Origin of the sequence: Rhizobium lusitanum, assembly GCF_014189535.1 — a bacterium.
Taxonomy (GTDB): domain Bacteria; phylum Pseudomonadota; class Alphaproteobacteria; order Rhizobiales; family Rhizobiaceae; genus Rhizobium; species Rhizobium lusitanum_C.
Map to the genome: position 1 here is coordinate 3,069,700 of NZ_CP050308.1, position 26,295 is coordinate 3,095,994.

A 26,295-nucleotide genomic window follows, 5' to 3' on the forward strand; every position below is an offset into this window, starting at 1 on the left:
GCGGGAAAACTTTCCTATTGGCTGGCCCAGATGATCCGGGCGATCCATTCCACATCCGCAAGATCGAAGCTGCGATTGGGGTGTTCGGGGTTGAGTGACAGCAGTTCGATCGACTTTGCGCTTTGCCGCGCCAGCACCTTGGCCATGACCTCGCCCTCGCGGGTTTTGACCACCACGCGGTCATTGCGCCTGATCTGCGCGCCCGGCTCGACGATCAGCACGTCGCCGTCACGATAGAGCGGCAGCATGCTCTCGCCCTGAACCTCGAGCGCATAGACGCCACCCTTCTGTCCCGGTGCTGCCGGAAACTCCACCATGTCCCAGCCCTGGCCGGCCGGAAAGCCGCCATCGTCGAAAAAGCCACCGGCGCCAGCCTGCGCGAAGCCGAGCAGCGGAATGGAGCTTGCGGGTGGTGAAGAGGCATGATCGGCGCTGTCATTGCCTCTTTCCACTGGGCGCAGGATGCCGAGAAACTGCTCCATGCTGGCCCCGGTCGCGCCCAGCACCTTGGCGATCGATTCCGTCGACGGCCAGCGCAGGCGTCCGTCCTGGCTCAACCGCTTCGACTTGTTGAAGGAGGTAGGGTCGAGGCCGGCGCGCCGGGCAAGGCCCGATGGCGTCAAGGCATAGCGTTCGGCAAGCTTGTCGATCGCGCTCCATATCTGCTCATGTGACAGCATCGCCGCTCAGCACCCGGAAGCCGGATATCCGGCGTTTGACCTCTAAGGAAAGGTTAACCGAGGCTTTTTTACGAGTAAAGGGCGGGGTAGGAATAAGGTCCTTTATCCCCTTGCTTTCGCTCTTGGTTCCCAAGACTTCAGGTTTTCTGCGGCAACGCCTTATCGCCGGGTTCCTCGTTCTGGAATTCCTTGGCCATCCCCATGAAGCCGCGCATGAATTTCTGCATGATGCCGAGCGTGCGGTCGACATCGGCGTCGCTCGGCAGGGTCGATCCACCGCCGGCGCTCGCGGTCTTTTCCAGCTTGGTGACGCGGTCGGAGAGGCGGTCGAGTTCGTCGTCATAGGCGGCGCGCTCGTCGGCCGCCATGCGGCAGACCAGATTGCCGCTTTGATCCTGGCAGATCGACATCGCGCCGGTCTGCTTGTCGAGGCGGATGAAGTGATCGCCGCTGCGCTCGAGCTGGAAGCGTGTTGCTTCCGGCTCGGCCGCCTGGCTTGGTACGGCAAGAAGAAGAGTGGCGGGCAGGAGCAGGGCTGCGAGGCCCGTTACGATTTCCTTCGTCATGTCATCCTCCGGATTTTCTGCGTTAAAACCCTAAATCCACCACGGAAACCGTGGACATCGGCGGCGGTTTTCGTGCAAAGCCCTATCAGGACATGTTTACACGGGGATGATGACCGCTATGCCAGTGGTTTACAAGATCGTGCCGGATACGCTCTGGCAGCAAGCCAGACAAACCGGCGTTTTTCATGGCGCGTCGATCGACCTGACCGATGGTTTCATCCATTTGTCGACGGCGGAGCAATCGAAAGAAACGGCGGCGCGATATTTTGCTGGCCAGGACGGCCTGCTGCTGGTGGCGATCGATGCTGACGCCTTCGGCGACAAGCTGGTGTTCGAATCTTCGCGCGGCGGCGCTCTCTTCCCGCATCTCTACGCACCGCTGCCGCTTTCGGCCGTGCTCTGGGCAAAGCCGCTGCCGCTTGGTTCCGATGGCGCGCATGTGTTTCCGGAGATGTCGGAATGATCGGCGCCTTTCGTGACCTTGGCCGGCGTGGCCTCTTCCTGCTCGATCCGGAAACGGCGCATGGCATGTCCATTGCGGCCCTGAAATCCGGCCTGGTGCCTGCTTGCCGGGTGAGCAATGATCCCCGCCTGCGCCAGACCGTGGCCGGGCTCGATTTCGCCAATCCGCTTGGCATGGCCGCCGGGTACGACAAGAATGCCGAGGTGCCCGAGGCGCTGCTGAAGCTCGGCTTCGGCTTTACGGAGATCGGTACGGTGACGCCGAAGGCGCAGTCCGGCAATCCACGCCCGCGCATCTTCCGGCTGGTGGAGGATGAGGGCGTCATCAACCGCCTCGGCTTCAACAATGAGGGGCATGAGGCCGCTCTCCGGCGCCTCCAGCCGATCCGCGGGAATGGCATTATCGGCGTCAATATCGGCGCCAACAAGGATAGCACCGACCGCATCGCCGATTACGTCGCCGGCATCCGCCGTTTCTATTCGGTGGCGCGCTACTTCACCGCCAATATCTCCTCGCCCAACACGCCGGGCCTGCGCGATCTTCAGGGGCGCGAAAGCCTGTCCGCGCTGCTGTCGGCCGTGCTTGCCGCGCGTGACGAAGAAGCCGTCAAGGCCGGCAAAAAGATCCCGGTCTTCCTGAAGATCGCGCCGGACCTGACCGAAGAGGGCATGGACGACATCGCCGCCGAGGCTCTGGCGCATGTGCTCGACGGGCTGATCGTTTCCAACACCACGCTTTCGCGCGATGGCCTGAAGGATCAGGCGCGGGCGAAGGAAGCAGGTGGCCTCTCCGGCAAGCCGATGTTCGAAAGGTCGACGGTCGTGCTCGCAAAGATGCGTCGCCGTGTCGGCGCGGCTCTGCCGATCATCGGCGTCGGCGGGGTTTCCTCGGCGGAGACAGCACTGGAGAAGATCAAGGCCGGGGCCGATCTGGTGCAGCTCTATTCCTGCATGGTCTATGAGGGGCCGGGCCTGCCCGGCCGCGTCGTTGCCGGCCTGTCGAAGCTGCTCGACCGCGAACGCGTCACCTCGATCCGTGAGCTGCGTGACAGCAAGCTTGACTACTGGGCCGATCGGAACGTCTGATCGACCCGCTTTTTCAGGCCGATGATCAGGAAAAGGCCGCGGAACAGCAGGAAGGCGTTCATGGCGAGCCACAGGCCGTGATTGCCCAGCGTCGGAACGAGGATCGCAAGGGCAACCAGATAGCCGACAAAGGATAGCAGCATGCGGTTGCGCATGGCGCTTGACCAGGTGGCTCCGATGTACACGCCGTCCATCAAGAAAGCGAGCGCACCCGTCAGTCCCGAAATGGCGGCCCAGGGCATGTAGGCTCCGGCGGCGGCGCGGACCTCCTCGGAGGTTGTCAGCAGGCGGATCAGCGCCGGGCCGGCCGCAAAGAAGAACAGGGCAGCAATAAGCGCCAGCCCGAAGGACCAGAGGCCGGTCAGCTTCAGCCCGTGCTCGAAGGCCGGGCGGTAATTGGCACCGATCGCGCGCCCGGTGATCTGCTCGGCGGCATTGGCCAGCCCATCAAGATAATAGGCGGACAGCAACAGGAAGTTCATCACGACCGCATTGGCGGCAAGCGTGATGGAGCCGAAACTATTGCCGATGCGGGTCATCAGCGTGAAGGCGCCGAGCAGCACGAAGGTGCGGATGAGGATGTCGCGGTTGAGCGCGAAGAGCTGCGTGAGCTTGGCGCGCGACAGCAGTTCCGTGCGAGCAGGCCGTGGCTCGCCGGAAAAGCTTTTGAGCACGATCGCAAGGCCGGTAAGCGTGCCGGCCGCCTCGCCGATCAGCGTGCCCCAGGCGACGCCTGCCACACCCCAGCCAAGCCAGAGGCCGAGCGTGAGGGCGAGGATGATGTTGACGCCGTTGATCACCGTTTGCAGCAGCAGGCCGATGCGGCCCTGACCGCGCCCGAGTACGAAACCGAGAATGGCGTAGTTGGCGAGCGCCATCGGGCCGGCAAGCATGCGGATCGAGAAATAGGTGCGCGTCGCCTCGGCAACGCCGCCCTCAGGCCCCATCAGCTTGATTCCGAGCCAGAGCAGGACGGGTGACAACAGGACGATCAGGATGCCGCACGCGAGCGCCGAGAGCAGCGCTCGCCAGAAAATCGCCTGCTGCTCATGCCGGTCGCTGCGGCCATAGGCCTGCGCCGTGAGGCCGGTGGTCGAGGCGCGCAGGAAGTTGAAGCTTGAGAAGATAAGATCGAAGAGCATGGCGCCGATCGCCAGACCGGCCAGCGCGTCCGGCTGGCCGAGCTGCCCGACGACAGCCGTGCCGACAATGCCGAGCAATGGCGTCGTGATGAAGCCGAGCGTCATCGGAAGGGCGATGGACAGCACGAGCCGGTGCGTCACGTCAAAGGGCAGGACTTTGCCGCCGCGTGCTTGTTGATCCATCTCCGGTCGGCCTCTCCTCAGTTCGAGGAGAGCACCATGGACCAGTAAGGCCTGCCACCGGAAGAGGGGGTATAGGCGAGAGCGACGCCAAGACCATCATATTTGCCGAGCATGTTGTGCAAATGCTTCGGAGAGTTGATCCAGGCCGTCACTGCGGCGTCGACGCTCTTTTGTCCTTCGGCGATATTCTCGGCGGCCGGCAGATTGACGCCGCTCGCCTTGACGCGTGTGCCGAAATTGTCGCCGATGCCGATCAGATGCTCCATCTTGCCGGCGTCGGCCATGCGCCGGGCCTGGTAGATGGCGGCCGTGCTGGCGGCGGTATCGATCTTCAGCGGCGGCAATCCGTTTTTGGCGCGCAACGCATTGACGAGCGGCAGCGCGGAGGCGGTCTGGTCGCTGGCCGGTATATTGGAGAGATGGCTCGGCGCCGTGGCGCAGCTCGCAACGATGGCGGCGAGCGCAAGGCCGGTGAGACGCAGCGCATGGCGCCGCGCGAAAGACGTGTTTTGGGAGATCATATCAACGACGGTAATTAAAGAGGCGCAGGAGAATGAAGAGCGGAATGACGAGCGTGGCGCCGAGGATCAGATAATCGCCGAACTCGCCGAGTGCGGCAAAGCCGCTGTGCCAGAGATCCAGCAGGAAGCGGCGAACGCCATAAAGGAAGTCGAGCGGCCGCCAGCCGAAGAACTTCATGGTGAAGCCGACGATCAGCGACACGATGATAAGCTTCACCAGCGTGCGACCGGGCGAGTCGCCGAGGAACTTGTTCATCTGATCGGACATGCTGACGTCTCCATAATGCCTGTAGAGCGGTCCTGAGATAGGGCTGCGACCCGCGACTCGCAAGCGCTTTTGCCTCAGCGCTCACCTGAAACAGGTGTCTGCCTGAAATAGGACTTGAGTTTTTTTGTGGCCGCGTCCAAAGGCGGAGGTCAAACAGGACCCTGATCATGCTGCCGAGCCAGCTTTCCTCCGGCGATGTCATTGCCGACCGTCGTGCCGACTATGCGAAGATGCTTGCCGAAAGCGGCGAGCCGGCAAGCGCTGCCGAGCTGATGGAGCAGGCGCTGGAGCTGGCGCCGTCCTGGGCTGCTGGTTGGTTTAACCTCGCGACCTATCGTGAAAAGGCGGGAAACGTGCAGGGCGCCATTGAGGCGCTGAACGAGGTCCTGGCGCTCGATGAAGGCGATGTCTTCGGCGCGCGGCTGAAGCTCGCGGTTCTGGGTGCGGCCGAGTTGCCGGAACGGCCGCCGAGCCGCTATGTTGAACGGCTGTTCGACGACTATGCCGACCGGTTTGAGACGTCTCTGGTCGAAAAGCTTGGCTATAGCGTGCCGCAAAAGCTTGGTGCCCTGATTGCCGAAACGGCTGACATACCGGCGCGTTTCCACCTTGCCGTTGATCTCGGTTGCGGCACCGGCCTGTTCGGCCCGGAAATCCGCGCGCGGGTTGACCGGCTCGAAGGGTTCGATCTGTCGAAGGGCATGCTTGCCAAGGCGGAGGACAAGGGTGTCTATGACCATCTCGCCCAGGCCGACCTGTCGCTGGCGCCGCCTCTTTCCGGCGCATTCGATGGCGGGCTCGCCCCGGCTCGCGCGGACCTGATCACCGCCGCCGATGTGCTGATGTATCTCGGCAATCTCCAGGGCGTCATGGCAATCGTCGCGGAGCTGGCCGCTCCCGGCGCCGTGTTCGCTTTTTCGGTCGAGGATGCACAGGAGGCGGAAGGCTATCTCTTGCGGGATTCGCTGCGCTTCGCCCATTCGGAAGCCTATGTCAGGGCGCTTTTGGCCGCTCATGGCTTTGTCGTCCACAATCTGGCCCGCAGCGCCATTCGCATGGATGGCGGAAAACCGGTGCACGGCATTCTGTTCGTTACGCGGAAATCCCCCTGACGGATCGAATCTTGCAAAATTCCAATAGGTCAGTATTCCTTACATATTCCGCTTGATTGTCATTTCCATTTTTTGGCAGAATCCCGAAAACAAAGGGAAAGTATCATGGCGAGCCTGAAGAGCGCTTTCGGCGTCTGGAACACCTCCGCTACGCGGCATTCGCTCATCGAGGATGTCCAGGGGATATTGTCCGGCAGCCTGATATCGTCGCTCGGGCTCTTTTGCCTGTCGAGCGCCGGCCTCTTGACAGGCAGCACGGCGGGCGTCGCCTTCCTGTTGCACTACGCGATTGGCGTGAATTTCGGCCTAGCCTTCTTTGTCGTCAACCTGCCGTTCTTCTATCTGTCCTGGAAGCAGCTTGGCCGCGCCTTCACCATCAAGACCTTCATCGCCATCGCGCTGACCTCGTTGCTCACAAACCTGCAGCCGAGACTGTTCGAAATCGCCCATATCAACGCCTTCTGGTCGGCGCTGCTCGGCGGCGTCCTGCTCGGCTTCGGGCTGCTCGCGCTCTATCGCCACCGCGCCAGCTTGGGCGGCGTCGGCATATTGGGCATCTATCTTCAGGAACGTTTTGGAATACGCGCCGGGCTTGTTCAGCTTGCGGTCGACATGTGCGTGCTCGCAGTCGCTTTTACGGTGACCACGCCTTTCGTGGTCATCTGCTCTGTGCTGGGCGCAGTCGCGCTCAATCTCTTCGTCGCGATCAACCATCGGTCGGATCGCTACATCGCCTTTTAGATCGGCGGAGACCTATTGCTTGCGGGGGGTGTCGGATTCTGCGACGGCGGCAGCGTGATACCAGCTGTCGAAATCGACCGTGGCGATGCGCGGGCCGATGTCGGGAGTAAGGTTCACAGCGTTCCGCTGACCGGCGGGAATGGCCCTAGCCTTGATCGGGAACTGAAAAATCTTTGCCGTTTCGTGTATTGGGCTGATGGCCATTACGATGTCTCTCCCTTTTGGTGCTCAAGCGGGCGCGCTTCAAGAGACAACTTATATATAGCAGACTTTCAGCCCATTTTTCAGGTGTTTGCATAAAAAAATGCAAAACGTTGAAATTATGGGCAATTTTGAGGTTTTGTGGCCGCGGATCGTGGGTTTTGCTCGGTGAATTGCTGCGCTGCTTCGAATCGGGTGCGGTGCGACAAGTTGTCAGCGATTTGCCCGCAAATGGTTCAGGATTTTGAGAGAATCGGACGAATGGCAGTCGAAAGCCGGGTCGATATGACTCGGAACTGCACGTTTTTCTCGAATTGAGCGCCGCGATGGTGGAATCTGGCATGTCACATGCATGTTGTTGGTCAGCCGTTTGTAGTGAAAATTTTTGGGCGGGCGCGCCTTCGAATTTTTCTGCTTCGCCTGATTAACTCTATGAGGTGCGTAATGACTAAATTTAAGCTCGAGTATATCTGGCTCGACGGGTACACCCCAGTACCGAACCTGCGTGGCAAGACACAGGTCAAGGAATTTACCGATTTCCCGACCCTCGAGCAGCTCCCGCTCTGGGGCTTTGACGGTTCGTCGACGCTGCAGGCCGAAGGCCGCAGCTCGGATTGCGTGCTGAAGCCTGTTGCCATTTACCCGGACCCGGCTCGCACCAACGGCGCACTCGTCATGTGCGAAGTCATGATGCCGGACGGCGTCACGCCGCACGCTTCCAACAGCCGCGCGACCATCCTTGACGATGAAGGCGCATGGTTCGGCTTCGAGCAGGAATACTTCTTCTACAAGGACGGCCGTCCGCTCGGCTTCCCGGAAGCTGGTTACCCGGCTCCGCAGGGCCCGTACTACACCGGCGTCGGCTACAGCAATGTCGGCGATATCGCTCGCGAGATCGTTGAAGAGCATCTCGACCTTTGCCTCGAAGCCGGCATCAACCACGAAGGCATCAACGCCGAAGTGGCTAAGGGCCAGTGGGAATTCCAGATTTTCGGCAAGGGCTCCAAGCGCGCCGCCGACCAGATCTGGATGGCCCGCTACCTGCTGCAGCGCCTGACGGAAAAGTACGGCATCGACATTGAGTTCCATTGCAAGCCGCTCGGCGATACCGACTGGAACGGCTCTGGCATGCACTGCAATTTCTCGACGACGTTCATGCGCGAAGTTGGCGGCAAGGCCTATTTCGAAGCGCTGATGGCTCAGTTCGACAAGAACCTCGACGATCATATCGCCGTTTATGGCCCGGACAACGACAAGCGTTTGACCGGCAAGCACGAAACCGCTCCGTGGAACAAGTTCAGCTACGGCGTTGCCGACCGCGGTGCTTCGATCCGCGTTCCGCATTCCTTCGTGAAGAACGACTACAAGGGCTACCTCGAAGATCGTCGTCCGAACTCGCAGGGCGACCCCTACCAGATCGCTTCGCAGGTTCTGAAGACCATCTCGGAAGTCTCGACAGAAGGCTTCGCTTCGGCTGCTGCCTAAGTGTTTCCGGTCTCGGTTCGCCGAGATCGACACAAATAAAAAAGCGCGGGATTTCGGTCCCGCGCTTTTTTTGCTTTTAGAGGCTGGCTTCAGGCCGCCTTGCTTGCCGCGTCGATCGGATGCTGCAAGCGGAAGCCGACGGCGAGCCGGTTCCAGACGTTGATCGTGCTGATCGCCACGGTGATCTTGGCGATTTCCTCTTCGCCGAAATGCTGCTTCAGCACTTCGAAATCCGCATCCGGCGCGCCGGTTTCGGCGATCTTGGTCACCGCGTCGACCCAGCCGAGCAGGGCGCGTTCGCGGGCGTCATAAACCGGCGATTCCCGCCAGACACACGTCAGGTTGATCCATTGTTCGCTGAGGCCGTCATGCCGGGATTCCTTGACATGCATGTCGACGCAATAGGCGCAGCCATTGATCTGCGAAGCGCGCAGCTTGATCAGATGGATGAAGCGGCGTTCCAGGCCCGAGGTCTGGACATAGTTTTCAAGAGCAACGACGGCCTTGTAGGCTTCCGGCGAGGCTTTTGCGATGTTGAGACGGGGATGCATGGCTTTCTCCTTGGGTTTTCGATCTATCGGTTGGTTCTGCGTTCATTGAGGGCAAGGAAGGCGCAGCCTCTTGCCGCGATGGAGCCGTCGTCGCTTTCGGCGAGATCGGCCAGAACGTCGGCGATCGCGGTTTTCGCCAGTTCGGCGCGGTAGACCCTTTCGGCGGCCAGCATCGCCGCGCTGATGCCGCAGGGTTTCGTGAAATATTTGCCCGGCAACGGGTTCGGTCCGCGCTGACGGATCTCGGCACAGCGAAAGGCGGGCGCCGATCCTTCGACCGCCAGCACGATATCGAGCAGGCTAATGTCCTTCGGCAGCCGCGCCAGCCGGTAGCCGCCCTTGGGGCCGGGGACGGTGTCGAGGATGCCGGCGCCGGAGAGCGCCTGCAGATGCTTCAAGAGATAGCTCACCGACACGCCATGAAACTCGGCAATCGCCGCCGCCGACAGCACGCCGCCTTCGGACAGTCCGGCCAGCACCGCAACGCTGTGTATCGCCTGTTCCACGCCTTCACCGAGTTTCATCAACTTGTCCTTTTATATCGTGGATATTTTTTATCCGTGATTATGCGAACAGTCAAGACCTCTTCTTTTTCGTGGATTTCTCGCTACTTTCGCAACGTGGACCAGATCGATTCCGAGAGCCGTCTTGCCTTACCCGCCCCCTTCATCCGCTGGTTCGCGGAAAAGGGCTGGCAGCCACGCGCGCATCAGTTGGAGTTACTGGCCCGCGCCGAGGCCGGAGAAAGTACCTTGCTGATCGCGCCGACCGGGGCCGGCAAGACGCTGGCCGGTTTTCTGCCGTCGCTCACCGATCTGACACGCCGGGGCAAGATCCCGCCAGGTTCCGCTTTTACCGGCATTCACACGCTCTACATCTCGCCGCTGAAGGCGCTGGCCGTCGATATCGAGCGCAATCTGATGAAGCCGGTCACGGAAATGGGCCTGCCGGTCTCCGTTGAAAACCGCACCGGCGATACGCCGAGCGGCAAGCGCCAGCGCCAGAAGCTCAATCCGCCTGACATTCTGCTGACGACGCCGGAGCAGGTGGCGCTGCTGCTTGCCAATCGCGAGGCGGAGCGCTTCTTCAAGGACCTGAAATACATCATCCTCGACGAGTTGCATTCGCTGGTGACGTCGAAGCGCGGCCACATGCTGTCGCTGGGTCTCGCCCGCATCCGCAAGCTTGCGCCGCATGTGCAGAGCATCGGTCTTTCCGCTACCGTCGCCGAGCCGATGGACTTGCAGAAGTGGCTGGTGGCGCAGGAAGAGGGGGTGGAGCGGCATGCCGGGCTGGTGATGGTCGAGGGCGGCGCCAAGCCTGATATTTCGATCCTTGCGACCGACGAACGCATCCCCTGGTCCGGCCATTCCGCCAAATACGCCATCCCCGATATCTATCGCGAGTTGAAGGAGCATCGAACGACGCTGCTCTTCGTCAACACGCGCTCGCAGGCGGAAATGCTGTTTCAGGAGCTTTGGTCGGCCAATGACGACAATCTGCCGATCGCGCTGCATCACGGCTCGCTCGATGTCGGCCAGCGCCGCAAGGTCGAGGCCGCCATGGCCGCCAACAGGCTGCGCGCCGTCGTCGCCACCTCGACGCTCGATCTCGGCATCGACTGGGGCGATGTCGATCTCGTCATCCATGTCGGCGCGCCGAAGGGTGCAAGCCGCCTTGCCCAGCGCATCGGCCGCGCCAATCATCGCATGGACGAGCCGTCGAAGGCGATCCTGGTGCCGGCCAACCGTTTTGAGGTGATGGAATGCCAGGCGGCCCTCGACGCCAATTATGTCGGCGCGCAGGATACGCCGCCGGTCGGTGCCGGCGCGCTCGATGTCCTGGCCCAGCATATTCTCGGCATGGCCTGCGCCGAGCCTTTCGACATGCTGGAACTCTATGACGAGGTTCGCAGCGCCTCACCCTATGCCGATCTTTCCTGGGAGACCTTCGAGCGTATCGTCGATTTCGTCGCCACCGGCGGCTATGCGCTACGCACCTACGAGCGCTATGCCCGCATCCGCAAGACGCCGGAGGGTCGCTGGCGGGTCTCGAATCCACAGGTGGCGCAGCAATACCGGCTGAACCTCGGCACTATTGTCGAAGAAGCGATGCTGAATATCCGCATGGTGAAGCGCAATGCGCTGGGTTCGCTCGGTCGAGGTGGGGCCTCGCTCGGCAAGGTCGAGGAGTATTTTCTCGAACAGCTATCGCCCGGCGACACGTTTCTGTTTTCCGGCAAGGTGCTGCGTTTCGAAGGCATCCGCGAGAATGAATGCCTGGCCTCGCAGACCTTCTCCATGGACCCGAAAATCCCGTCCTACGCCGGCGGCAAGTTTCCGCTGTCGACCTATCTCGCCGATCAGGTGCGCTCGATGATCGCCGATCCAGATCGCCGTCGCAAACTGCCGGATCAGGTTCGCGACTGGCTAGAAATTCAAAAAGAGAAGTCGATGCTGCCGAAGCGCGACGAGTTGCTGATCGAGACCTTTCCGCGCGGTAGCCGCGCCTACATGGTGGCCTATCCTTTCGAAGGACGGCTGGCGCACCAGACGCTCGGCATGTTGCTGACGCGGAGGCTGGAGCGGGCAGGGGCAAGACCGATGGGTTTCGTTGCCACCGATTATTCACTCGGCATCTGGGGGCTGGAGGACCTAGGGGTGATGATTGCCAACGGCCATCTCAGCCTGTCCGATCTCTTCGACGAGGACATGCTTGGCGATGATCTTGAGATGTGGCTCGATGAATCCTTCCTGCTGAAGCGCACCTTCCGCAATTGCGCCGTGATTGCCGGCTTGATCGAGCGCCGCCATCCCGGCAAGGAAAAGACCGGCCGGCAGGTGACGGTGTCCGCCGATTTGATCTATGACGTGCTACGCAGCCATGAGCCCGACCATATCCTGATGCAGGCGACACGGCAGGATGCGGCCACGGGACTTTTGGATATCGGCCGTCTTGGGGATATGCTGAAGCGAATCAAGGGCCACATCACCCACCGGGCGCTGGATCACATCTCGCCGCTCGCCGTGCCGGTGATGCTGGAAATCGGCAAGGTGCCGGTGCCGGGCGAGGCGCATGATGTCCTGCTGGCCGAAGCGGCGGATGATCTGATCCGCGAGGCCATGGAATGACGATGAAGGTAAATTAAGTGATGAACCGGCTGGCGCTAGCGCGAGACATGAATGGCCAATTCAGAAATGGCCTGACGCCCGCATCGGGCGTGGAGACGGCCGTTCATGGTGTCGCCGCTGTCTGCGATCCGCTCGGCGCGCTCTATCTGCCGGATGCCGGGATTCTCGTCGTTTCCGATCTGCATCTGGAAAAGGGTGCTGCCTTCGCGCGGCGCGGCATGCTGCTGCCGCCTTACGATACGCTGGCGACGCTGACCGTGCTTGCCGCCGTCATCTCCCGCTACGACCCGAAACTCGTCATCTCGCTCGGCGACAATTTCCACGACCGCGTCGGCTCCGTGCATCTGCCGGAGGAATTCCGCAGCCTGATCGTCACCATGGCGCGCGGCCGCGAATGGATCTGGATCAACGGCAATCACGATCCGGATGGCACGGTCGACCTACCCGGCCAGTCTGTCGATGAGATTCATTATGGCGGCCTGACTTTCCGTCACGAGCCGAAGCTGGGACGGCAAGCCGGCGAGATCGCCGGCCACTTGCATCCCTCTGCCACCGTTCGCCGTCGCGAAAAGTCCATCCGCCGCCCGTGCTTTGCCACCGATGGCGCCCGCCTGCTGATGCCGGCTTTCGGCGTCATGACCGGTGGGCTGGACCTGCGCCACAAGGCCATGACCGGCCTGTTCGATCGGGAAAGCCTCATTGCCCATCTACTCGGCCGCGACCGGATCTATTCGGTACGCTTCGGCAATCTCTCGGCTTAGGCCGTCTTCGTGGGCTCATAGCGCAGGATTACCGCGCCGGTCTTCAAAGGCGTGGAGGCGATGAGCTTCATCGGCCGCTGTTCTCCTGCCGGCTTGAAATGCGGATTGCCGGCCCCGAGAACGACGGGGACGAGACAGATGCGGATTTCGTCCACCAATCCCGCCTTCAGCAACACATCCGTCACCTCGGCGCTGCCGAAGACGAATATGGTCTTGCCCGGTTCTGCCTTCAGTTTTCTGACTTCAGCGGCGATGTCGGAAACGACGCGGGTATTGTTCCACTCCGCCTTGTCCATCGTCCGCGAGGCGGCGATCTTGGCGATGCCGTTCATATAGGCGGCGATCTCAGGCGTTTCCGTCGCGCTCGGCCAATAGGCGGCCATGCCCTCATAGGTCTTGCGGCCGAAGATCAGGAGATCGCCCTCATGGCCGAGTTCGGTCGCGTAGCGCTCCAGCTCGTCTCCCCAGGCGAGCATGTGGAAATCCAGATCCCAGGGCTTCGTTCCCTCGAAATATCCGTCGAGCGTCATCAGGTTCCAGACAACAAGCTTTCTCATCGGGTTCCTCCTTGATAATAACCGCATCGTAATCAAAACTGGTTGCTAAAAGCAAGCAGTTGAAAGCTAGATCGACTGATGGCAAAATGCAAGCAGTTTTTTGGAGATTTCTATGGACGCACCTCATCGCTCCGGCTGCCCGATCAATCTGACGCTCGAAATCCTCGGCGACCGCTGGAGCCTGATCATCATCCGCGACATCATGTTCGGCAATCGCCGTCACTTTCGCGAGCTTCTGCAGAATTCGCAGGAAGGCATCGCCTCCAACATCCTCGCCGACCGGCTGAAGCGGTTGGTGGAGCGCGGGCTTCTGACCCGTGACGACGATCCCACCCACAAGCAGAAAGCCATCTACAGCCTCACCGAAATGGCAATCGACCTCGTGCCGCTCTTTGCCCATATGGGCGCCTGGGGCCGCAAGCACCTGCCGGTCTCGGAAGAGTTGTCGATCCGCGCCGAGCTATTGGAGGATGGCGGGCCGGCGCTCTGGGAAGATTTCATGGAGGAGCTGAGGGCAAGGCACCTGGGCAAGGTGCTGCCACCGGGTACGCCGTCGGTGCTTGGGCGACTGACGGAGGCCTATCTGGAGGTGGTGGCGCGGAAGAAAAGTGCTTGATGCTGATTAAGGAATTCGCGGAGAGTGCATACCCCCCCTCTGTCACTTTCGTGACATCTCCCCCACAAGCGGGGAGATTGGTAACTCGCGGAAACCACTTGCCTCAAGCACACTTCGAACCTGTTGAAGTCGCAGTTTATTGGTTCGAAAAGAGCGAGCCACATCCTCCAAACGATCTCCCCCCTTGTGGGGGAGATGTCACGAAGTGACAGAGGGGGGGTATCAGCGGTGCGGCATAGCAGATGTATCTGATAGAAGAACCGCACCTCAGCGCTTCCGGAACACAAAACTCGCCGTCCATCCCGTGATCACCGCCAGCAACACAGAAAACATGCCATAGGCGATCGGTTGTCCGTGCGCCGCATCGGTGATGGTCTGCTCTATGCCGGTCTTGATGACGCGCAGCGGCAAGGCTTTTTCGCCGATGAACTTGCCGCTCTTGAAGAGATAGGCGCGCACCGTATGCACGCCGTTCGGTACGTTGGCCGGGAGCCTCAGCGTTGCCTTGAACAGGCTGGAGCTGACGAAGCGTACGCCGGCCGGATCGCTTTCATAGAGGCCGCCGGACTGCTGCAATCGCCGGAAGGCCTGCCGGAATTCCGGCACATCGGCACCACTGCCGACGAAGCCGATCGGGGTGAGCGGAATATGATCCATGCCGATGCCGCGGTCGTTCAGTTCGAGCGGCGCGGTGATGTTGTCGACGGCCCGCGTGCTCGACAGCGAATAGGCCTGCGGCACATGCTCGAAGGTCATCGAGCGGGTGTTGATCCAGATGCCGAAGACCCGCTCCTTCTTGCGTACGGTGGCATTTTCGCGCGGGCCCTCCAGCACGACGACGATGTCGTATTGGCCGATCGCGAGAAGCAACTGGTCGGTATTGCCGAGTGCGCCGAAGATCGTCAGATCCGCGCCGGTGAAATCGGAGGTGATGGCGATTTCGCTGGTCGAGGTACCGATCTCCATCGTCTCGCGCACCGTGGTCGAGGTGGTCGGCTGGTCGAGCAGCACCTGCGCCTTGGCGCTGAAGGGCGCAAGCAGGAGGCCGGCTGCGAGGATCAGGCTGTAATGTCTCATCGGCCCGATCCCTCGAGCACGACGGAATAGATATCGGCCGGCGTAACCACCAGAGCGATCAACAGGCGCAGGCCAACGGCGAGCACCAGCAGGCCGAGCAGGGCGCGCAGCTGTTCGCCGCGCAGCTTCTGGCCGACCCGCACGCCGTATTGCGCGCCGATGACGCCGGCCACCATCAGCAAGAAGGCGAGCACGATATCGACAGAATAGTTGGTCGCTGCCTGGACGATGGTGGTGTAGGCGGTGACGAAAATGATCTGGAACAGCGAGGTGCCGACCACGACATTGGTCGGGATGCGCAGCAGATAGATCATCGCTGGCACCATGATGAAGCCACCGCCGACACCCATGACCGATGTCAGGATGCCGATGCCGAAGCCAAGACCGATCACCGGGATCACGCTCAGATAGATCTTCGATTTCTTGAAACGCATCTTCAGCGGCAGCCGGTGCACCCAGCTATGATGCCCCGGTCTGCGGGGGGCCGCTGGCTCGTTGCGCGCCGCACGTCGTATCGCGTTCAGGCTTTCCCACAGCATTAACCCGCCGATCGTGCCGAGAAAGACGACGTAGAGCAGCGAAATGATGAGATCGAGCTGGCCGATCCGCCGGAGCAGCGAGAAGATCCAGATGCCGAGGGTGGCACCCGAAAGACCGCCGATCAGAAGCACCGAACCGAGCTTCATATCCAGCGTGCCGCGTCTAAAATGCGTGATGGCACCGGAGATCGACGAGGCGACGACCTGGTTGGCGCCGGTGGCGACGGCGACGACGGGCGGGATGTTGTAGAAGATCAGGAGCGGCGTGATCAGAAAGCCGCCGCCAACGCCGAACATGCCGGAGAGAAACCCAACGGCTGCGCCCATGCCGAGAATAATGAAGATATTCACGGACAGTTCTGCGATCGGCAGATAGATCGTCACGGTCTGATCCCAGTTGCAGACATCCGAACGCTAACGAGCGGGCGCCTATGGACAATTCCCCATTAAACAGCGGATTCTAATCTGAAATGATTGCCAGAGCCTTAGGAAAAGCGCCGACATCTCTCCGCTTTTGAAGTCTTCATCCCAACTTAACGTGGCTTTTTTCGTAATTGTGTGACGGTTTCCATTAAGACGCAAAGCCGCTATCGGCCTTTTTGTCGTCACAGGCGTGTTGCTAGGATTGGCTGAACACGCACAAGTTTAACATATGAGGGGTTCGGTTGCGAAAACTTGCTATTTCGATCTTGGTTGTTGCCATGGGTGTCGCATCGGTCGCCGCTGCGCAAGCGGATCGGTCTGTCCTGATCGCCAAGCAGTATGGGGTCGCAGCCGGCCTTGCCGCCAATTGCCCGAACCTGACCCTCAATGAGAGCAAGGTGGATGCATTCCTGGATGCCGAGGGAATTCACAGGGTCGACCGCGTCGAGGGCGCGCCATTTCACGAGGCCGTCACCGAGGCGATCAAATCCGCCGACGATATGATCAGACAATCGCCGGCCGGAAAGAAAAATGACGGCAAGGGCAAGCAGGCTTTCGCCTGCAAGACGCTGCTTGAGGTCATGCATCGCAACGACAGCGTGCTCAAGGGCTTCCTTGATCCGAAATAAGGCTTTCCGCCTGGAGCATCTCGCACTCGGATGAGTGCGCGGACGCTCTAGTTGTTGCGCGCCAGCAGTTCCTTGACGACCTTGTCGCTCACCCTTCCGTCCTGCGGCAGGCCGACTGATTTCTGGAAGCTCTTCAACGCGGCGACCGTCTTCTCGCCCATGGAACCATCCGGTGCGCCGGCGTCGAAGCCATTGTTGTTCAGGATCGCCTGGATGTTACGGATTGCCTTTTTCATGTCGACCGAGGCGGTGTTGACACCCTTGCCGGTCGTCCATTCCTCGGGGATGTTGGTGCCATTGGCTCCGGCGTCCATCGGCTGTACCTTCCAGAGGTCAACCTTGGCGCGGGCGCCTTCAAGCGCGTCCGGCTTCATGGCGTTCGCCACTTCGTCACGCTTCTGTGCTGCGTCCTTGTCACCACCCTTGGCGGCGATTGCGAACCACTTGTAGGATTCCTGCAGGTCCTGCGTCACGCCGTTGCCGCGTGCATAGAGGATGGCGAGGTTGAACTGGCTGTCAGACACGCCGAGATTGGCCGCCTTGATGAACCAGTTTGCCGCCGTCGGATAATCCTGCGGGCCTGCCGTGCCGGAGGCATCAAGGACGGCGAGGTTGTGCATGGCGCTGGCATTGCCCTGATTGGCGGCTTGCTCGTAATAGGTCTTGGCCTTGGCAAGATCGCGGTCGAGGCCGTTGCCCTTCTCGTACATGCTGGCAAGCCGGTACTGCGCCGGTGCGTAACCCTTGTCGGCGGAAAGCTGATACCAGCTTGCGGCTTGCTTGAGGTCAGCCGTAACACCCCGGCCATCCGTATAGCGCGCGCCAATCTCGAACAAAGCGGCTGGATCGCCGGACTTGGCCGAGGCAGCGAGCGTCGGTGGCTGGATGCCGTCGGGCACGGTGATCCCGGCGGATGCGGGAGCCGTGGTAGCCGCTGCATCGGTGGGTACGAATGCTGTGGTCTGCTGGACGGGTGCTGCGCTGCCGGCTGGCGTCAGCGGCTCGCTGGACTGATTGCCGTCAAGCGGGGTGGCGGCGGTCAGATGATCGTTCACCGGTGCGGTAGCCGGAGCGGCTAGCGCCGGGGAGGGTTGTGCCGTTCCGGCAGCATCGCCGGTCGAGGCTTGCGTGGCCGGCGCCTGGCTGGCCGGTGCGCTCGACGCCGGTGATTGAGTAGCGCTGGCGATGCCGTTCGTCGCGGCATTTTCGGTCGCCGAAGTGTGCACGGAAATCTCGGTCGGCGCCTTCTGGCCACGCGTCAGCGTATTGACCAGCGGGAAGGCCATGATCGCGAGCAGAGCTGCGCCGACGGCAAGCAGGATTGGCCGGCGGAAGCGCGAGAATGCGCTGCGCTTCTTGTCGTCGCTCTTGGCTGTGGGAGTAGAGCGTTGCGTCTGGTCCACTTCCATCGCGGCGGCCTGTGCGGCGCGGCGGGCGGCGGCGATATAGTCGGCGCGTTCGTTCTCGCTCGGCTGCTTGGCATTGCCGCTGCGTGCCGCATTCTGGCTGGCGCGCACGCGCTCCAGGATCTTTTTGATGTCGGGCGCGCCCGAACCTGGCTCGAGCGGTTCGTTCGACTCTTCGGCCTGTACCGCGTCGATCGGATCAATCGACGGCGCCTGCTCGATCACCGGCCGGTCGGGTGTGAAGATCGGCTCGGCCTTCTCGGGCGTGAAAAAGCGTTTGCCGAGGCTGGCGAGCAGGCCCGGTTTGACGCCGTCCTTCTTCGCTGCGGCCTTGATCTCCGCCTTGGTGGCGGCGTCGATGGCCTGTGCGACGGCGATTTCCCCTGATGGCTGGGGCTCGGCCGGGGCGATGGTGCGGATGATCGGGCCAGCATTCTGCGATGCAGCCAAAGGCGGCTTTATCGGTGGCGCTTCGGCTTCGGCAAAAATGTCGTTTTCGAAGCTGGCAGCGGGCATGGCAGGCGCCGGCCGGCGATGCTCCATATGATCCAGCCGGTCGGCAATCTGCAGCAATGTGTCATGCAGCGCCTCGAAGGTGCGGTGCGTACGCTCGTCGCTGCTGCGGCTGAGGTCTTCGAGATGGCGAAGATCCTCGGCAAGCGCCGTCATCGCCGACATGTCGGAGGCATGCGCGCCGTTGCCGAAGTTGCCTTCGCGCGAATAGGCCTCGACGACCGCCTCCGCCGCGTGGCGGGCCGCCTCGATGACATATTCGTCGTTGGTCGTCATGTACTCTTCGATGGCGCTCATGCGGCGGTCGAAATCGACAGGCATGTGGTCGGCGCGGGGCTCGCTCATCAACAATGTCGAGAGATGGGCGATCTGCTCTTCGAGATGGCGCAGCGCCACCGTGTCGGTCGGCGGCGCGGCGGTGCTGACCTCCAGGCGCGCGGCGATATCGGAGAGGCGGCCTTCCAGCCGGCGAACCGCGCCGTCATCGAGGCTAGCCACAGACTGTACCGGTTGAGACTCCATCTCGTCGATGCGTCGCGCCAGATAGTCCAGCCGTTCGGCCAACACATGGTCGACTGATCCATGATCCAGCGCATCGATCTTGCGCGAGATATCGGCGAGGTAGTTGACAAGTTCCGGCTGCGGCACGGCTCTCTGCGAGCGCTCCATCAGCTGGGAGAGCTGATCCAGGCGTTCTTCCAGCCGGGCGACGGTCTTGCTGTTGCCGAGGTCGTCGATACGCATGGCCAGCGCTTCGAGGCGATTGGAGAGATCGTCGGACGGCTGCTGGCGTGTGGTATCGCGACTCATCGTGTCGATCTGGTCGGCAATGCCGCTGATGCGGCCCTCAAGCCGCTGCATGGCCTGGTCCTGCGGTTTCATCATGCCGCCGAGGCTTTCCATGGCAGTGGCGATCGTCAGCAGCTTGTTTTCCAGCGCCCTAACGGCGGGACTGTCGCTTGTGCTGCCGAGATGCTGCTTGATATCGTCAAGGCGATAGGCGAGCGACACCACTTCGTCCTGCAGGCCGGTGGTATCGATCGCCTGAACCTGGCGCTCGACATGGTGCAGGGACTCTTCGCGGGCAAGTCCATCCATCAGCGAGCGCAGTTCGTCGAACTCCGCCTTCAGACCGGTGGTTTCCGGCTGGCCCGGATGCACTGCGAGCTGGCTGATGCTGTCGGCAAGCCGCGCCATGTCCTCACGCACATCGGCGGCAAAATGCTTGTCTTCGGTATTGTCACGAATGTCGCGGAGTTCTGCGCGGAGCGCGCTGACCTCACGGGTGACGCTTTCGGCGATATCCCGCTTCAGGTCCTGGCGCAGGTTGACCAGCGCCTGGGCGATATCGACCGAGCTTTCGGCCGCAGGCCGCAGTGCCGAAGGCAGCGGCGGGCGGGGAGCGTGATTGTCGGCAACGCGCCTGCCAAGCGGCTGCTCGGCCACGGCGCTGTCCTCGCGGCGGGGATGCATGCGTTCGCGGCTGGCTTCCAGCACACGCTGTCGCTGGCGGATTTCGGCGAGGGGATCGGAGCGCAGCTCGGCTTCGGCGCGCTCCGGACGCAAAGGACGTTCATAGGGGCGGCTTGCATAGGCTTCGCGTTCGATACGCGGTGCCCGCTCCGGGAGGGGCGCGCGTTCCGGTATGGTTCGGCGTTCCGGCACTGCGCCATAGCCGCCCGCAACACGCTGGCGCGTATCTTGCGCGGCAGCCGTGCCCATCAGGCCCTCGATGCGTGCTTCCAGCCCTTCGATGGTGCGACTTAGCGCATCCAGCGACGTCCAGTCGCCCGTACCGGTAGGATTTGATCGCGATCCGCTCATCTTTTGCTCGCCTCGACCCCGCTTGGGCCTTCTTGCTGTGCGGGAGGGCGACTTGGCGTTCTCAGCGCAAGATCGCATCCCACCGTTCGGAAAGGGATGGTTTATTGAACTTTCCTCAGACCGAGCCGCGAAACGGCGCTTCCCCGAACCGTACTGATGAAGGAAGCGCGAAGCATCGCTGCTCATCCCTCACAATCTATGAAACGTGGTAAACAACCCGTTAAGTTTTGCCGAAATCTTAACCTTTTATTTCGGCCTTGTTATTGAATATGCTCATGTTCTTATAAATATGACGGGTACGACACCGGCCAGATCCTGCCTTTGTTCTCAACAGTCCGAAATCGACGGTGGCTTCATTGACCTGTTTAAAAAATCGCGCCGTCACACAAATTTGACGTTTACGCAAACGTCAATATTTTGTAAGACTAGCTCAAAGGCCGGAATACGAGGTCCGGCACCGAATTGGAGGAATTCGAAAAATGCCAGTCTATAAGGCCCCGGTGACCGATACGCTCTTCGTCCTGAACGACGTCCTCGGGCTGGAACGCTATAACAATCTGCCGGGCTTTGCCGAGGCCAGCCCTGACATGATCGAGGCGATCGTCGGCGAGGCGGCCAAGCTTGCGGAAGAGGTACTTTTCCCGCTGAATTATTCCGGCGATCAGGAAGGCTGCGTGCGCCACGACGACGCCACGGTCTCGACGCCGAAGGGTTTCAAGCAGGCTTATGAGGCGTATTGTCAAGGCGGCTGGATCGGCCTTGCCGTGCCGGAAGAGTTCGGCGGGCAGGGGCTTCCCTATACGTTGCACGCCGCCGTCGGCGAATATACCTCCGCCGCTAACATGTCGCTGATGATGTATCCTGGCCTGACGCAGGGCGCGATCGCCGCGATCCTCGTGCATGGTTCCGACGAACAGAAGCGCACCTATCTGCCGAAAATGGTCGAGGGCACATGGTCCGGCACCATGAACCTCACCGAGCCGCATTGCGGTACCGATCTCGGTCTGTTGCGCACCAAGGCGGTGCCTCAAGGCGACGGCAGCTACAAGATTTCCGGCCAGAAGATCTTCATCTCAGCCGGTGAACACGACATGACCGGTAATATCGTCCATCTGGTACTTGCCCGCATCGAGGGCGCACCGGAAGGCACCAAGGGCATCTCGCTGTTCATCGTGCCGAAATTCATGGTGAAAGAAGATGGCTCGCTCGGTGCCCGCAATCCTGTCTCCTGCGGCGCGATCGAGCACAAGATGGGCATTCACGGCAATGCGACCTGCGTCATGAACTATGACGAGGCGACCGGCTTCCTCATCGGTGCGGAGAACAAGGGCCTCAACGCCATGTTCGTGATGATGAACGAGGCGCGCCTCGGCGTCGGCCTGCAGGGGCTTTCGATTGCGGAGATCGCCTACCAGAATGCCGCCGCCTATGCCCGCGACCGCATCCAGGGTCGCTCGCTGTCCGGCCCGAAGGCGCCCGACAAGAAGGCCGATCCGATTATCGTCCATCCCGATATCCGCCGCACGCTGATGACTATCCGCGCCTTCAACGAGGCTGGCCGTGCCTTCCTGCTCTGGACGGCGCTGAAGTCCGACATCGCTCATCGCTCTGAGGACGAGAAGGAGAGGCAGGCGGCCGACGATATTCTCGGTCTCGCGACGCCGATCCTCAAGGGCGTCCTAACCGACAAGGGCTTCGACCATGCCGTCATGGCGCAACAGGTCTTCGGCGGCCACGGCTATATCGAAGAGCATGGCATGAGCCAGTATGTTCGCGATGCCCGCATCACCATGATCTACGAGGGCGCCAATGGCATCCAGGCGCTCGATCTCGTCGGCCGCAAGCTGGCGCTGAACGGCGGCCGCGCCGTCATGGCCCTGTTCAAGGAAATCGGCGATTTCTGCGAGGAGAACCGCAAAGACGAGCAGCTGGGTTTCTTCACCAAGCACCTGAAGAAGGGCTTGAACGACGCCCAGGCCGCGACCATGTGGTTCATGCAGAATGCCATGGCCAAGCCCGACAATGCCGGTGCCGGCTCGACCGACTACATGCACCTCTTCGGCCTCGTTGTCCTCGGCTACATGTGGGCGAAGATGGCAAAGGCGGCACAGGACGGCCTTGCAAGCGGCGACACCGCCCGCGAGGATTTTCTGAAGAACAAGCTTGTCACGGCGCGGTTCTACATGGAGCGCATCATGCCGGAAACGGCACTGCGCAAGGCCCGCATCGAGGCCGGCGCCGACACGATGATGGAATTGGCCGCGGAAGCCTTCTGAATAGAACGGCGGCTTACCGCCGCAGGGAGATGAGACATGACTGAGGTTTTCATTTACGACCATGTTCGCACGCCGCGCGGGCGCGGCAAGAAGGATGGATCGCTGCACGAAGTGCCGTCCGTCCGTCTGGCCGCCAAGACGCTGGAGGCGATCCGCGATCGCAACGGGCTCGACACCAAGACGGTGGACGACATCATCATGGGCTGCGTCGATCCGGTGATGGATGCCGGCGCCGTCATCCCGAAGGCCGCCGCTTTCGAGGCGGGTTATTCGAACACCGCGCCCGGCATGCAGATTTCGCGCTTCTGCGCCTCCGGCCTCGATGCCGTGAATTTCGGCGCGGCCAAGATCGCGCAAGGGGCTGACGATATCGTCATCGCCGGCGGCGTCGAGAGCATGTCGCGCGTCGGTCTCGGCATGTCCGGCGGTGCCTGGTTCATGGACCCCTCCGTGAATTTCCCGGCCTATTTCATGCCGCAGGGCGTCTCCGCCGATCTGATCGCCACCAAATACGGCTTCTCCCGCGATGACGTCGACGCCTATGCGGTCGAGAGCCAGAAGCGGGCGGCCAATGCCTGGGAGAAGGGCTACTTCAAGAATTCCGTCGTGCCGGTGAAGGATATCAATGGCCTGACGATCCTCGACAGGGACGAGCATATGCGTCCCGGCACGGACATGCAGGCGCTGGCCTCGCTCAACCCGTCCTTCCAGATGCCCGGCGAGATGGGCGGCTTCGAAGCCGTCGGCATCCAGGCGCATCCGGAAGTCGAGCGCATCAACTACGTCCACCACGCCGGCAATTCATCCGGCATCGTCGATGGCGCGGCTGCCGTCTTGCTCGGCTCCAAGGCCGGCGGTGAGAGCATGGGGCTGAAGCCGCGCGGCCGTATCAAGGCCTTCGCCAATATCGGCTCCGACCCGGCGCTGATGCTGACAGGCCCGGTCGACGTCACCGAGAAACTGTTGAAGCGCACCGGGATGTCGCTTGCCGATATCGATCTGTTCGAGCTCAACGAAGCCTTCGCCGCTGTCGTGCTGCGCTACATGCAGGCTTTCGAGATTCCGCATGACAAGATCAACGTCAACGGCGGCGCCATCGCTATGGGCCATCCGCTGGGCGCCACCGGTGCGATGATCCTCGGCACGGTGCTGGATGAGCTTGAACGCCGCGATCTGAACGTGGCACTGGTCACGCTCTGCATCGGCGCCGGCATGGGCACGGCCACGATCGTCGAACGCGTCTGAGGGAGGGGAAACCAATGGCTTACACAAATTTCACCATCGAGACCGACGCAGACGGCATCGCACTCGTCACCTGGGACATGCCCGGCAAATCCATGAACGTCTTCACCAGCGAGGTGATGGACGAGCTGAACGCCATCATCGATGCGACCGTTGCCGACGCGGCGGTCAAGGGCGTGGTCTTTACCTCCGGCAAATCCTCCTTCTCCGGCGGCGCTGATCTCTCGATGATCAAGTCGATGTTCTCCTTCTATCAGGACGAGAAGGCGAAAGAGCCGGCAGGTGCTGCGCAAAAACTCTTCGATCTCGTGGGACGCATGACAGGCCTGTTCCGCAAGCTGGAAACCTGCGGCAAGCCTTGGGTCTCGGCGATCAACGGCACCTGCATGGGCGGCGCCTTCGAGCTGTCGCTCGCCTGCCATGGCCGCGTCGCCTCTAGCGCGAAAAGCGTCAAGATCGCGCTGCCCGAAGTCAAGGTCGGCATCTTCCCCGGCGCCGGCGGCACGCAACGTGTGTCGCGGCTGACCGATGCGCAATCGGCGCTGCAAATGATGACCACCGGCCAATCGCTGACGGCGGTGCGCGCCAAGGCGATGAACCTGGTGCATCAGGTGGTCGAGCCGGATCAGTTGATCCCGGCCGCCAAGCAGATGATCAAGGACGGGCTGAAGCCGGTCGCCCCCTGGGACGAAAAGGGCTTCAAGGCGCCCGGCGGCGGTATCTGGACGCCGGCTGCCGCGCAGCTCTGGCCAGCGGCGCCCGCCATCCTTCGTCGCGAAACCTCTGGCAATTATCCCGCAGCACTCGCTATCCTCAAATGCGTCTATGAAGGACTGCAAGTCCCCTTCGATACCGGCCTCAAGATCGAGCAGCGCTATTTCACCCAGGTGCTGCAGACCACCGAAGCCTATTCGATGATCCGTTCGCTGTTCATCTCCCTGCAGGAACTCGGCAAGGGCGCCCGCCGCCCGGCTGGACAGCCAAAGACGGTGCTGAAGAAAGTCGGTGTTGTCGGTGCCGGCTTCATGGGCGCGTCCATCGCCTATGTCACGGCCGCCGCCGGCTTGCCCGTGACGCTGATCGACCGCGATCTGGAAGCGGCCGGCAAGGGCAAGAGCGTTGGCGAAGGTCTGGTGAAGGATGCAATTGGTAAGGGAAGACTGACGCAGGAAGATGGCGCAGCGCTACTCTCCCGCATCACGCCGTCTGCCACCTATGCCGATCTCAGCGATGCCGATCTCGTCATCGAGGCGGTGTTCGAGGATCGCGACGTCAAGAAGGCGGTGATCGAGGCAGTCGAAGCCGTGCTGCCGGAAGGCGCCATCTTTGCCTCCAACACCTCGACGCTGCCGATCTCCGGCCTGGCGAAGAACTCCAAGCGTCCGGCCGATTTCATCGGCGTCCATTTCTTCTCGCCGGTCGAGAAGATGATGCTGACCGAAGTCATCCTCGGCAAGGAAACGGGCGACCGTGCCCTTGCCGTGGCGCTGGATTACGTCGCCGCGATCAAGAAGACGCCGATCGTCGTCAACGACACTCGTGGCTTCTTCGTCAATCGCTGCGTCTTCCGCTATATCCATGAAGCCTATGATATGCTGATCGAGGGTGTGCCTGCGACCATGATCGAAAACGCCGCCAAGATGGCCGGCATGCCGGTCGGCCCCCTGGCACTCAACGACGAAGTCGCCATCGACCTGTCGCTGAAGATCCTCAAGGCTACCGTCGCTGATCTTGGCGAGAAAGCAGTCGATCCGCGCCATATGCAGCTGGTCAGCGGTCTTGTGGAAGGCGAGGGGCGCCTGGGCCGCAAGAACTCCAAGGGCTTCTACGACTATCCGCCGAAGCCGGCTAAGAAATCGCTGTGGCCGGGCCTGAAGGACCTCTATCCGCAGAAGAAGGCGGATGAGATCGACGTCAACGTGTTGAAGCAGCGTTTCCTCGCCACCATCGCGCTGGAAGCCGCCCGCACCATGGAAGAGGGCATCGTCACCGATCCGCGCGAAGCCGATGTCGGCTCCATCCTCGGTTTCGGCTTTGCCCCCTATACCGGCGGCGCGCTCTCCTACATCGACGGCATGGGCGTCAAGACCTTCGTGAGCCTTTGTGAAACGCTGGCCAAGACCTACGGCCCGCATTTCGCGCCGACGGCACTTCTCAAGGATATGGCAGCCAAGGGCGAGACGTTTTACGGACGGTTTGACCCGTACGGCGTGAAAGCGGCTGCCTGAGGATCGATTTCTCTGAATCGTAAAATGAAAGGGCCGTTCCTGTGAGGAGCGGCCCTTTTCGTTTGTCTGCGATCT

General features: G+C 61.5%; 24 protein-coding genes. 12 read left to right on the plus strand and 12 right to left on the minus strand.

What is annotated here, in order from left to right; translation table 11 throughout:
* Positions 1-14: 14 nt before the first annotated feature.
* A complete protein-coding gene (locus HB780_RS28540; RefSeq protein WP_183691221.1) occupies positions 15-680 on the minus strand; it encodes a S24 family peptidase in 666 nt (221 codons plus the stop codon).
* A gap of 137 nt (positions 681-817) precedes the next feature.
* The gene (locus HB780_RS28545; protein WP_183691223.1) at positions 818-1,246 is read right to left on the minus strand and encodes a hypothetical protein; all 429 of its coding nucleotides are present in this window, start codon (positions 1,244-1,246) and stop codon (positions 818-820) included.
* A gap of 106 nt (positions 1,247-1,352) precedes the next feature.
* Here HB780_RS28545 and HB780_RS28550 point away from each other — a divergent pair, with 106 nt between their 5' ends.
* Both HB780_RS28550 and HB780_RS28555 read left to right on the plus strand, forming a co-directional pair.
* Positions 1,353-1,709, plus strand: coding sequence for a DUF952 domain-containing protein (locus tag HB780_RS28550; protein WP_183691225.1), 357 nt, complete (start codon positions 1,353-1,355; stop codon positions 1,707-1,709).
* Positions 1,706-2,794, plus strand: coding sequence for a quinone-dependent dihydroorotate dehydrogenase (locus tag HB780_RS28555; RefSeq protein ID WP_183691227.1), 1,089 nt, complete (start codon positions 1,706-1,708; stop codon positions 2,792-2,794). Before HB780_RS28550 ends, HB780_RS28555 begins: the two co-directional genes overlap by 4 nt.
* Here HB780_RS28555 and HB780_RS28560 read toward each other — a convergent pair.
* From HB780_RS28560 to HB780_RS28570, 3 genes are read right to left on the minus strand one after another with little or no spacing between them, the layout of a single operon-like run.
* Entirely contained in the window at positions 2,770-4,119 is a 1,350-nt protein-coding gene (locus HB780_RS28560; protein ID WP_183691229.1) for an MATE family efflux transporter, read from the minus strand. The two genes, HB780_RS28555 and HB780_RS28560, sit on opposite strands and share 25 nt — an antisense overlap.
* A 17-nt stretch (positions 4,120-4,136) precedes the next feature.
* Complete coding sequence (locus HB780_RS28565; protein WP_183691231.1) at positions 4,137-4,640, minus strand: CAP domain-containing protein; 504 nt, start codon at positions 4,638-4,640, stop codon at positions 4,137-4,139.
* A gap of 1 nt (position 4,641) precedes the next feature.
* On the minus strand, positions 4,642-4,908 hold the full coding sequence (locus tag HB780_RS28570; protein WP_183691233.1) for a DUF6460 domain-containing protein: 267 nt from the start codon (positions 4,906-4,908) through the stop codon (positions 4,642-4,644).
* 167 nt (positions 4,909-5,075) lie between these two features.
* On the opposite strand from HB780_RS28570, the gene HB780_RS28575 reads away from it, so the two are divergent.
* A complete protein-coding gene (locus HB780_RS28575; RefSeq protein ID WP_183691235.1) occupies positions 5,076-6,020 on the plus strand; it encodes a class I SAM-dependent DNA methyltransferase in 945 nt (314 codons plus the stop codon).
* 105 nt (positions 6,021-6,125) lie between these two features.
* The gene (locus HB780_RS28580) at positions 6,126-6,761 is read left to right on the plus strand and encodes a YitT family protein (protein WP_183691237.1); all 636 of its coding nucleotides are present in this window, start codon (positions 6,126-6,128) and stop codon (positions 6,759-6,761) included.
* Positions 6,762-6,773: 12 nt separating this feature from the next.
* Here HB780_RS28580 and HB780_RS28585 read toward each other — a convergent pair whose 3' ends face one another.
* Positions 6,774-6,965, minus strand: coding sequence for a DUF2735 domain-containing protein (locus HB780_RS28585; protein WP_183691239.1), 192 nt, complete (start codon positions 6,963-6,965; stop codon positions 6,774-6,776).
* 441 nt (positions 6,966-7,406) lie between these two features.
* Between HB780_RS28585 and HB780_RS28590 the strand changes: the two genes are divergently transcribed.
* Positions 7,407-8,447, plus strand: a complete 1,041-nt coding sequence (locus tag HB780_RS28590; RefSeq protein ID WP_183691241.1) for a glutamine synthetase beta-grasp domain-containing protein — start codon at positions 7,407-7,409, stop codon at positions 8,445-8,447.
* 89 nt (positions 8,448-8,536) lie between these two features.
* On the opposite strand, the gene HB780_RS28595 is transcribed toward HB780_RS28590, so the two are convergent.
* Together HB780_RS28595 and HB780_RS28600 are read right to left on the minus strand one after the other, a co-directional pair.
* Positions 8,537-8,998 carry a carboxymuconolactone decarboxylase family protein gene (locus HB780_RS28595; RefSeq protein WP_183691243.1) on the minus strand — a complete coding sequence of 154 codons (462 nt, stop codon included), beginning with the start codon at positions 8,996-8,998 and terminating at the stop codon, positions 8,537-8,539.
* A gap of 23 nt (positions 8,999-9,021) precedes the next feature.
* Positions 9,022-9,522, minus strand: a complete 501-nt coding sequence (locus HB780_RS28600) for an RrF2 family transcriptional regulator (protein WP_183691245.1) — start codon at positions 9,520-9,522, stop codon at positions 9,022-9,024.
* 96 nt (positions 9,523-9,618) lie between these two features.
* Between HB780_RS28600 and HB780_RS28605 the strand changes: the two genes are divergently transcribed.
* Both HB780_RS28605 and pdeM read left to right on the plus strand, forming a co-directional pair.
* Positions 9,619-12,129 (plus strand): ligase-associated DNA damage response DEXH box helicase, encoded by a 2,511-nt coding sequence (locus HB780_RS28605; protein ID WP_183691247.1) that lies wholly within the window; start codon positions 9,619-9,621, stop codon positions 12,127-12,129.
* A 20-nt stretch (positions 12,130-12,149) separates the two neighbouring features.
* On the plus strand, positions 12,150-12,890 hold the full coding sequence (pdeM, locus tag HB780_RS28610; protein ID WP_183697574.1) for a ligase-associated DNA damage response endonuclease PdeM: 741 nt from the start codon (positions 12,150-12,152) through the stop codon (positions 12,888-12,890).
* Here pdeM and HB780_RS28615 read toward each other — a convergent pair.
* Entirely contained in the window at positions 12,887-13,447 is a 561-nt protein-coding gene (locus HB780_RS28615) for a dihydrofolate reductase family protein (protein ID WP_183691249.1), read from the minus strand. The two genes, pdeM and HB780_RS28615, sit on opposite strands and share 4 nt — an antisense overlap.
* A 112-nt stretch (positions 13,448-13,559) precedes the next feature.
* Here HB780_RS28615 and HB780_RS28620 point away from each other — a divergent pair, with 112 nt between their 5' ends.
* Positions 13,560-14,063, plus strand: coding sequence for a winged helix-turn-helix transcriptional regulator (locus HB780_RS28620; protein WP_183691251.1), 504 nt, complete (start codon positions 13,560-13,562; stop codon positions 14,061-14,063).
* Positions 14,064-14,330: 267 nt separating this feature from the next.
* Here HB780_RS28620 and HB780_RS28625 read toward each other — a convergent pair whose 3' ends face one another.
* Both HB780_RS28625 and HB780_RS28630 read right to left on the minus strand, forming a co-directional pair.
* The gene (locus HB780_RS28625; RefSeq protein WP_183691253.1) at positions 14,331-15,140 is read right to left on the minus strand and encodes a TIGR02186 family protein; all 810 of its coding nucleotides are present in this window, start codon (positions 15,138-15,140) and stop codon (positions 14,331-14,333) included.
* Positions 15,137-16,063 carry a sulfite exporter TauE/SafE family protein gene (locus tag HB780_RS28630; protein ID WP_183691255.1) on the minus strand — a complete coding sequence of 309 codons (927 nt, stop codon included), beginning with the start codon at positions 16,061-16,063 and terminating at the stop codon, positions 15,137-15,139. The genes HB780_RS28625 and HB780_RS28630 overlap by 4 nt, the downstream gene beginning before the upstream one ends.
* A gap of 317 nt (positions 16,064-16,380) precedes the next feature.
* On the opposite strand from HB780_RS28630, the gene HB780_RS28635 reads away from it, so the two are divergent.
* A complete protein-coding gene (locus HB780_RS28635) occupies positions 16,381-16,731 on the plus strand; it encodes a hypothetical protein (protein ID WP_286203084.1) in 351 nt (116 codons plus the stop codon).
* A 47-nt stretch (positions 16,732-16,778) separates the two neighbouring features.
* On the opposite strand, the gene HB780_RS28640 is transcribed toward HB780_RS28635, so the two are convergent.
* Entirely contained in the window at positions 16,779-20,474 is a 3,696-nt protein-coding gene (locus HB780_RS28640; RefSeq protein ID WP_183691257.1) for a peptidoglycan-binding protein, read from the minus strand.
* Between the two features lie 479 nt (positions 20,475-20,953).
* Between HB780_RS28640 and HB780_RS28645 the strand changes: the two genes are divergently transcribed.
* From HB780_RS28645 to HB780_RS28655, 3 genes are read left to right on the plus strand one after another with little or no spacing between them, the layout of a single operon-like run.
* Positions 20,954-22,750 (plus strand): acyl-CoA dehydrogenase C-terminal domain-containing protein, encoded by a 1,797-nt coding sequence (locus HB780_RS28645; RefSeq protein ID WP_183691259.1) that lies wholly within the window; start codon positions 20,954-20,956, stop codon positions 22,748-22,750.
* Between the two features lie 36 nt (positions 22,751-22,786).
* The gene (locus HB780_RS28650; protein ID WP_183691261.1) at positions 22,787-23,995 is read left to right on the plus strand and encodes an acetyl-CoA C-acetyltransferase; all 1,209 of its coding nucleotides are present in this window, start codon (positions 22,787-22,789) and stop codon (positions 23,993-23,995) included.
* Between the two features lie 14 nt (positions 23,996-24,009).
* Complete coding sequence (locus tag HB780_RS28655) at positions 24,010-26,220, plus strand: 3-hydroxyacyl-CoA dehydrogenase NAD-binding domain-containing protein (RefSeq protein WP_183691263.1); 2,211 nt, start codon at positions 24,010-24,012, stop codon at positions 26,218-26,220.
* Positions 26,221-26,295: the final 75 nt, after the last annotated feature.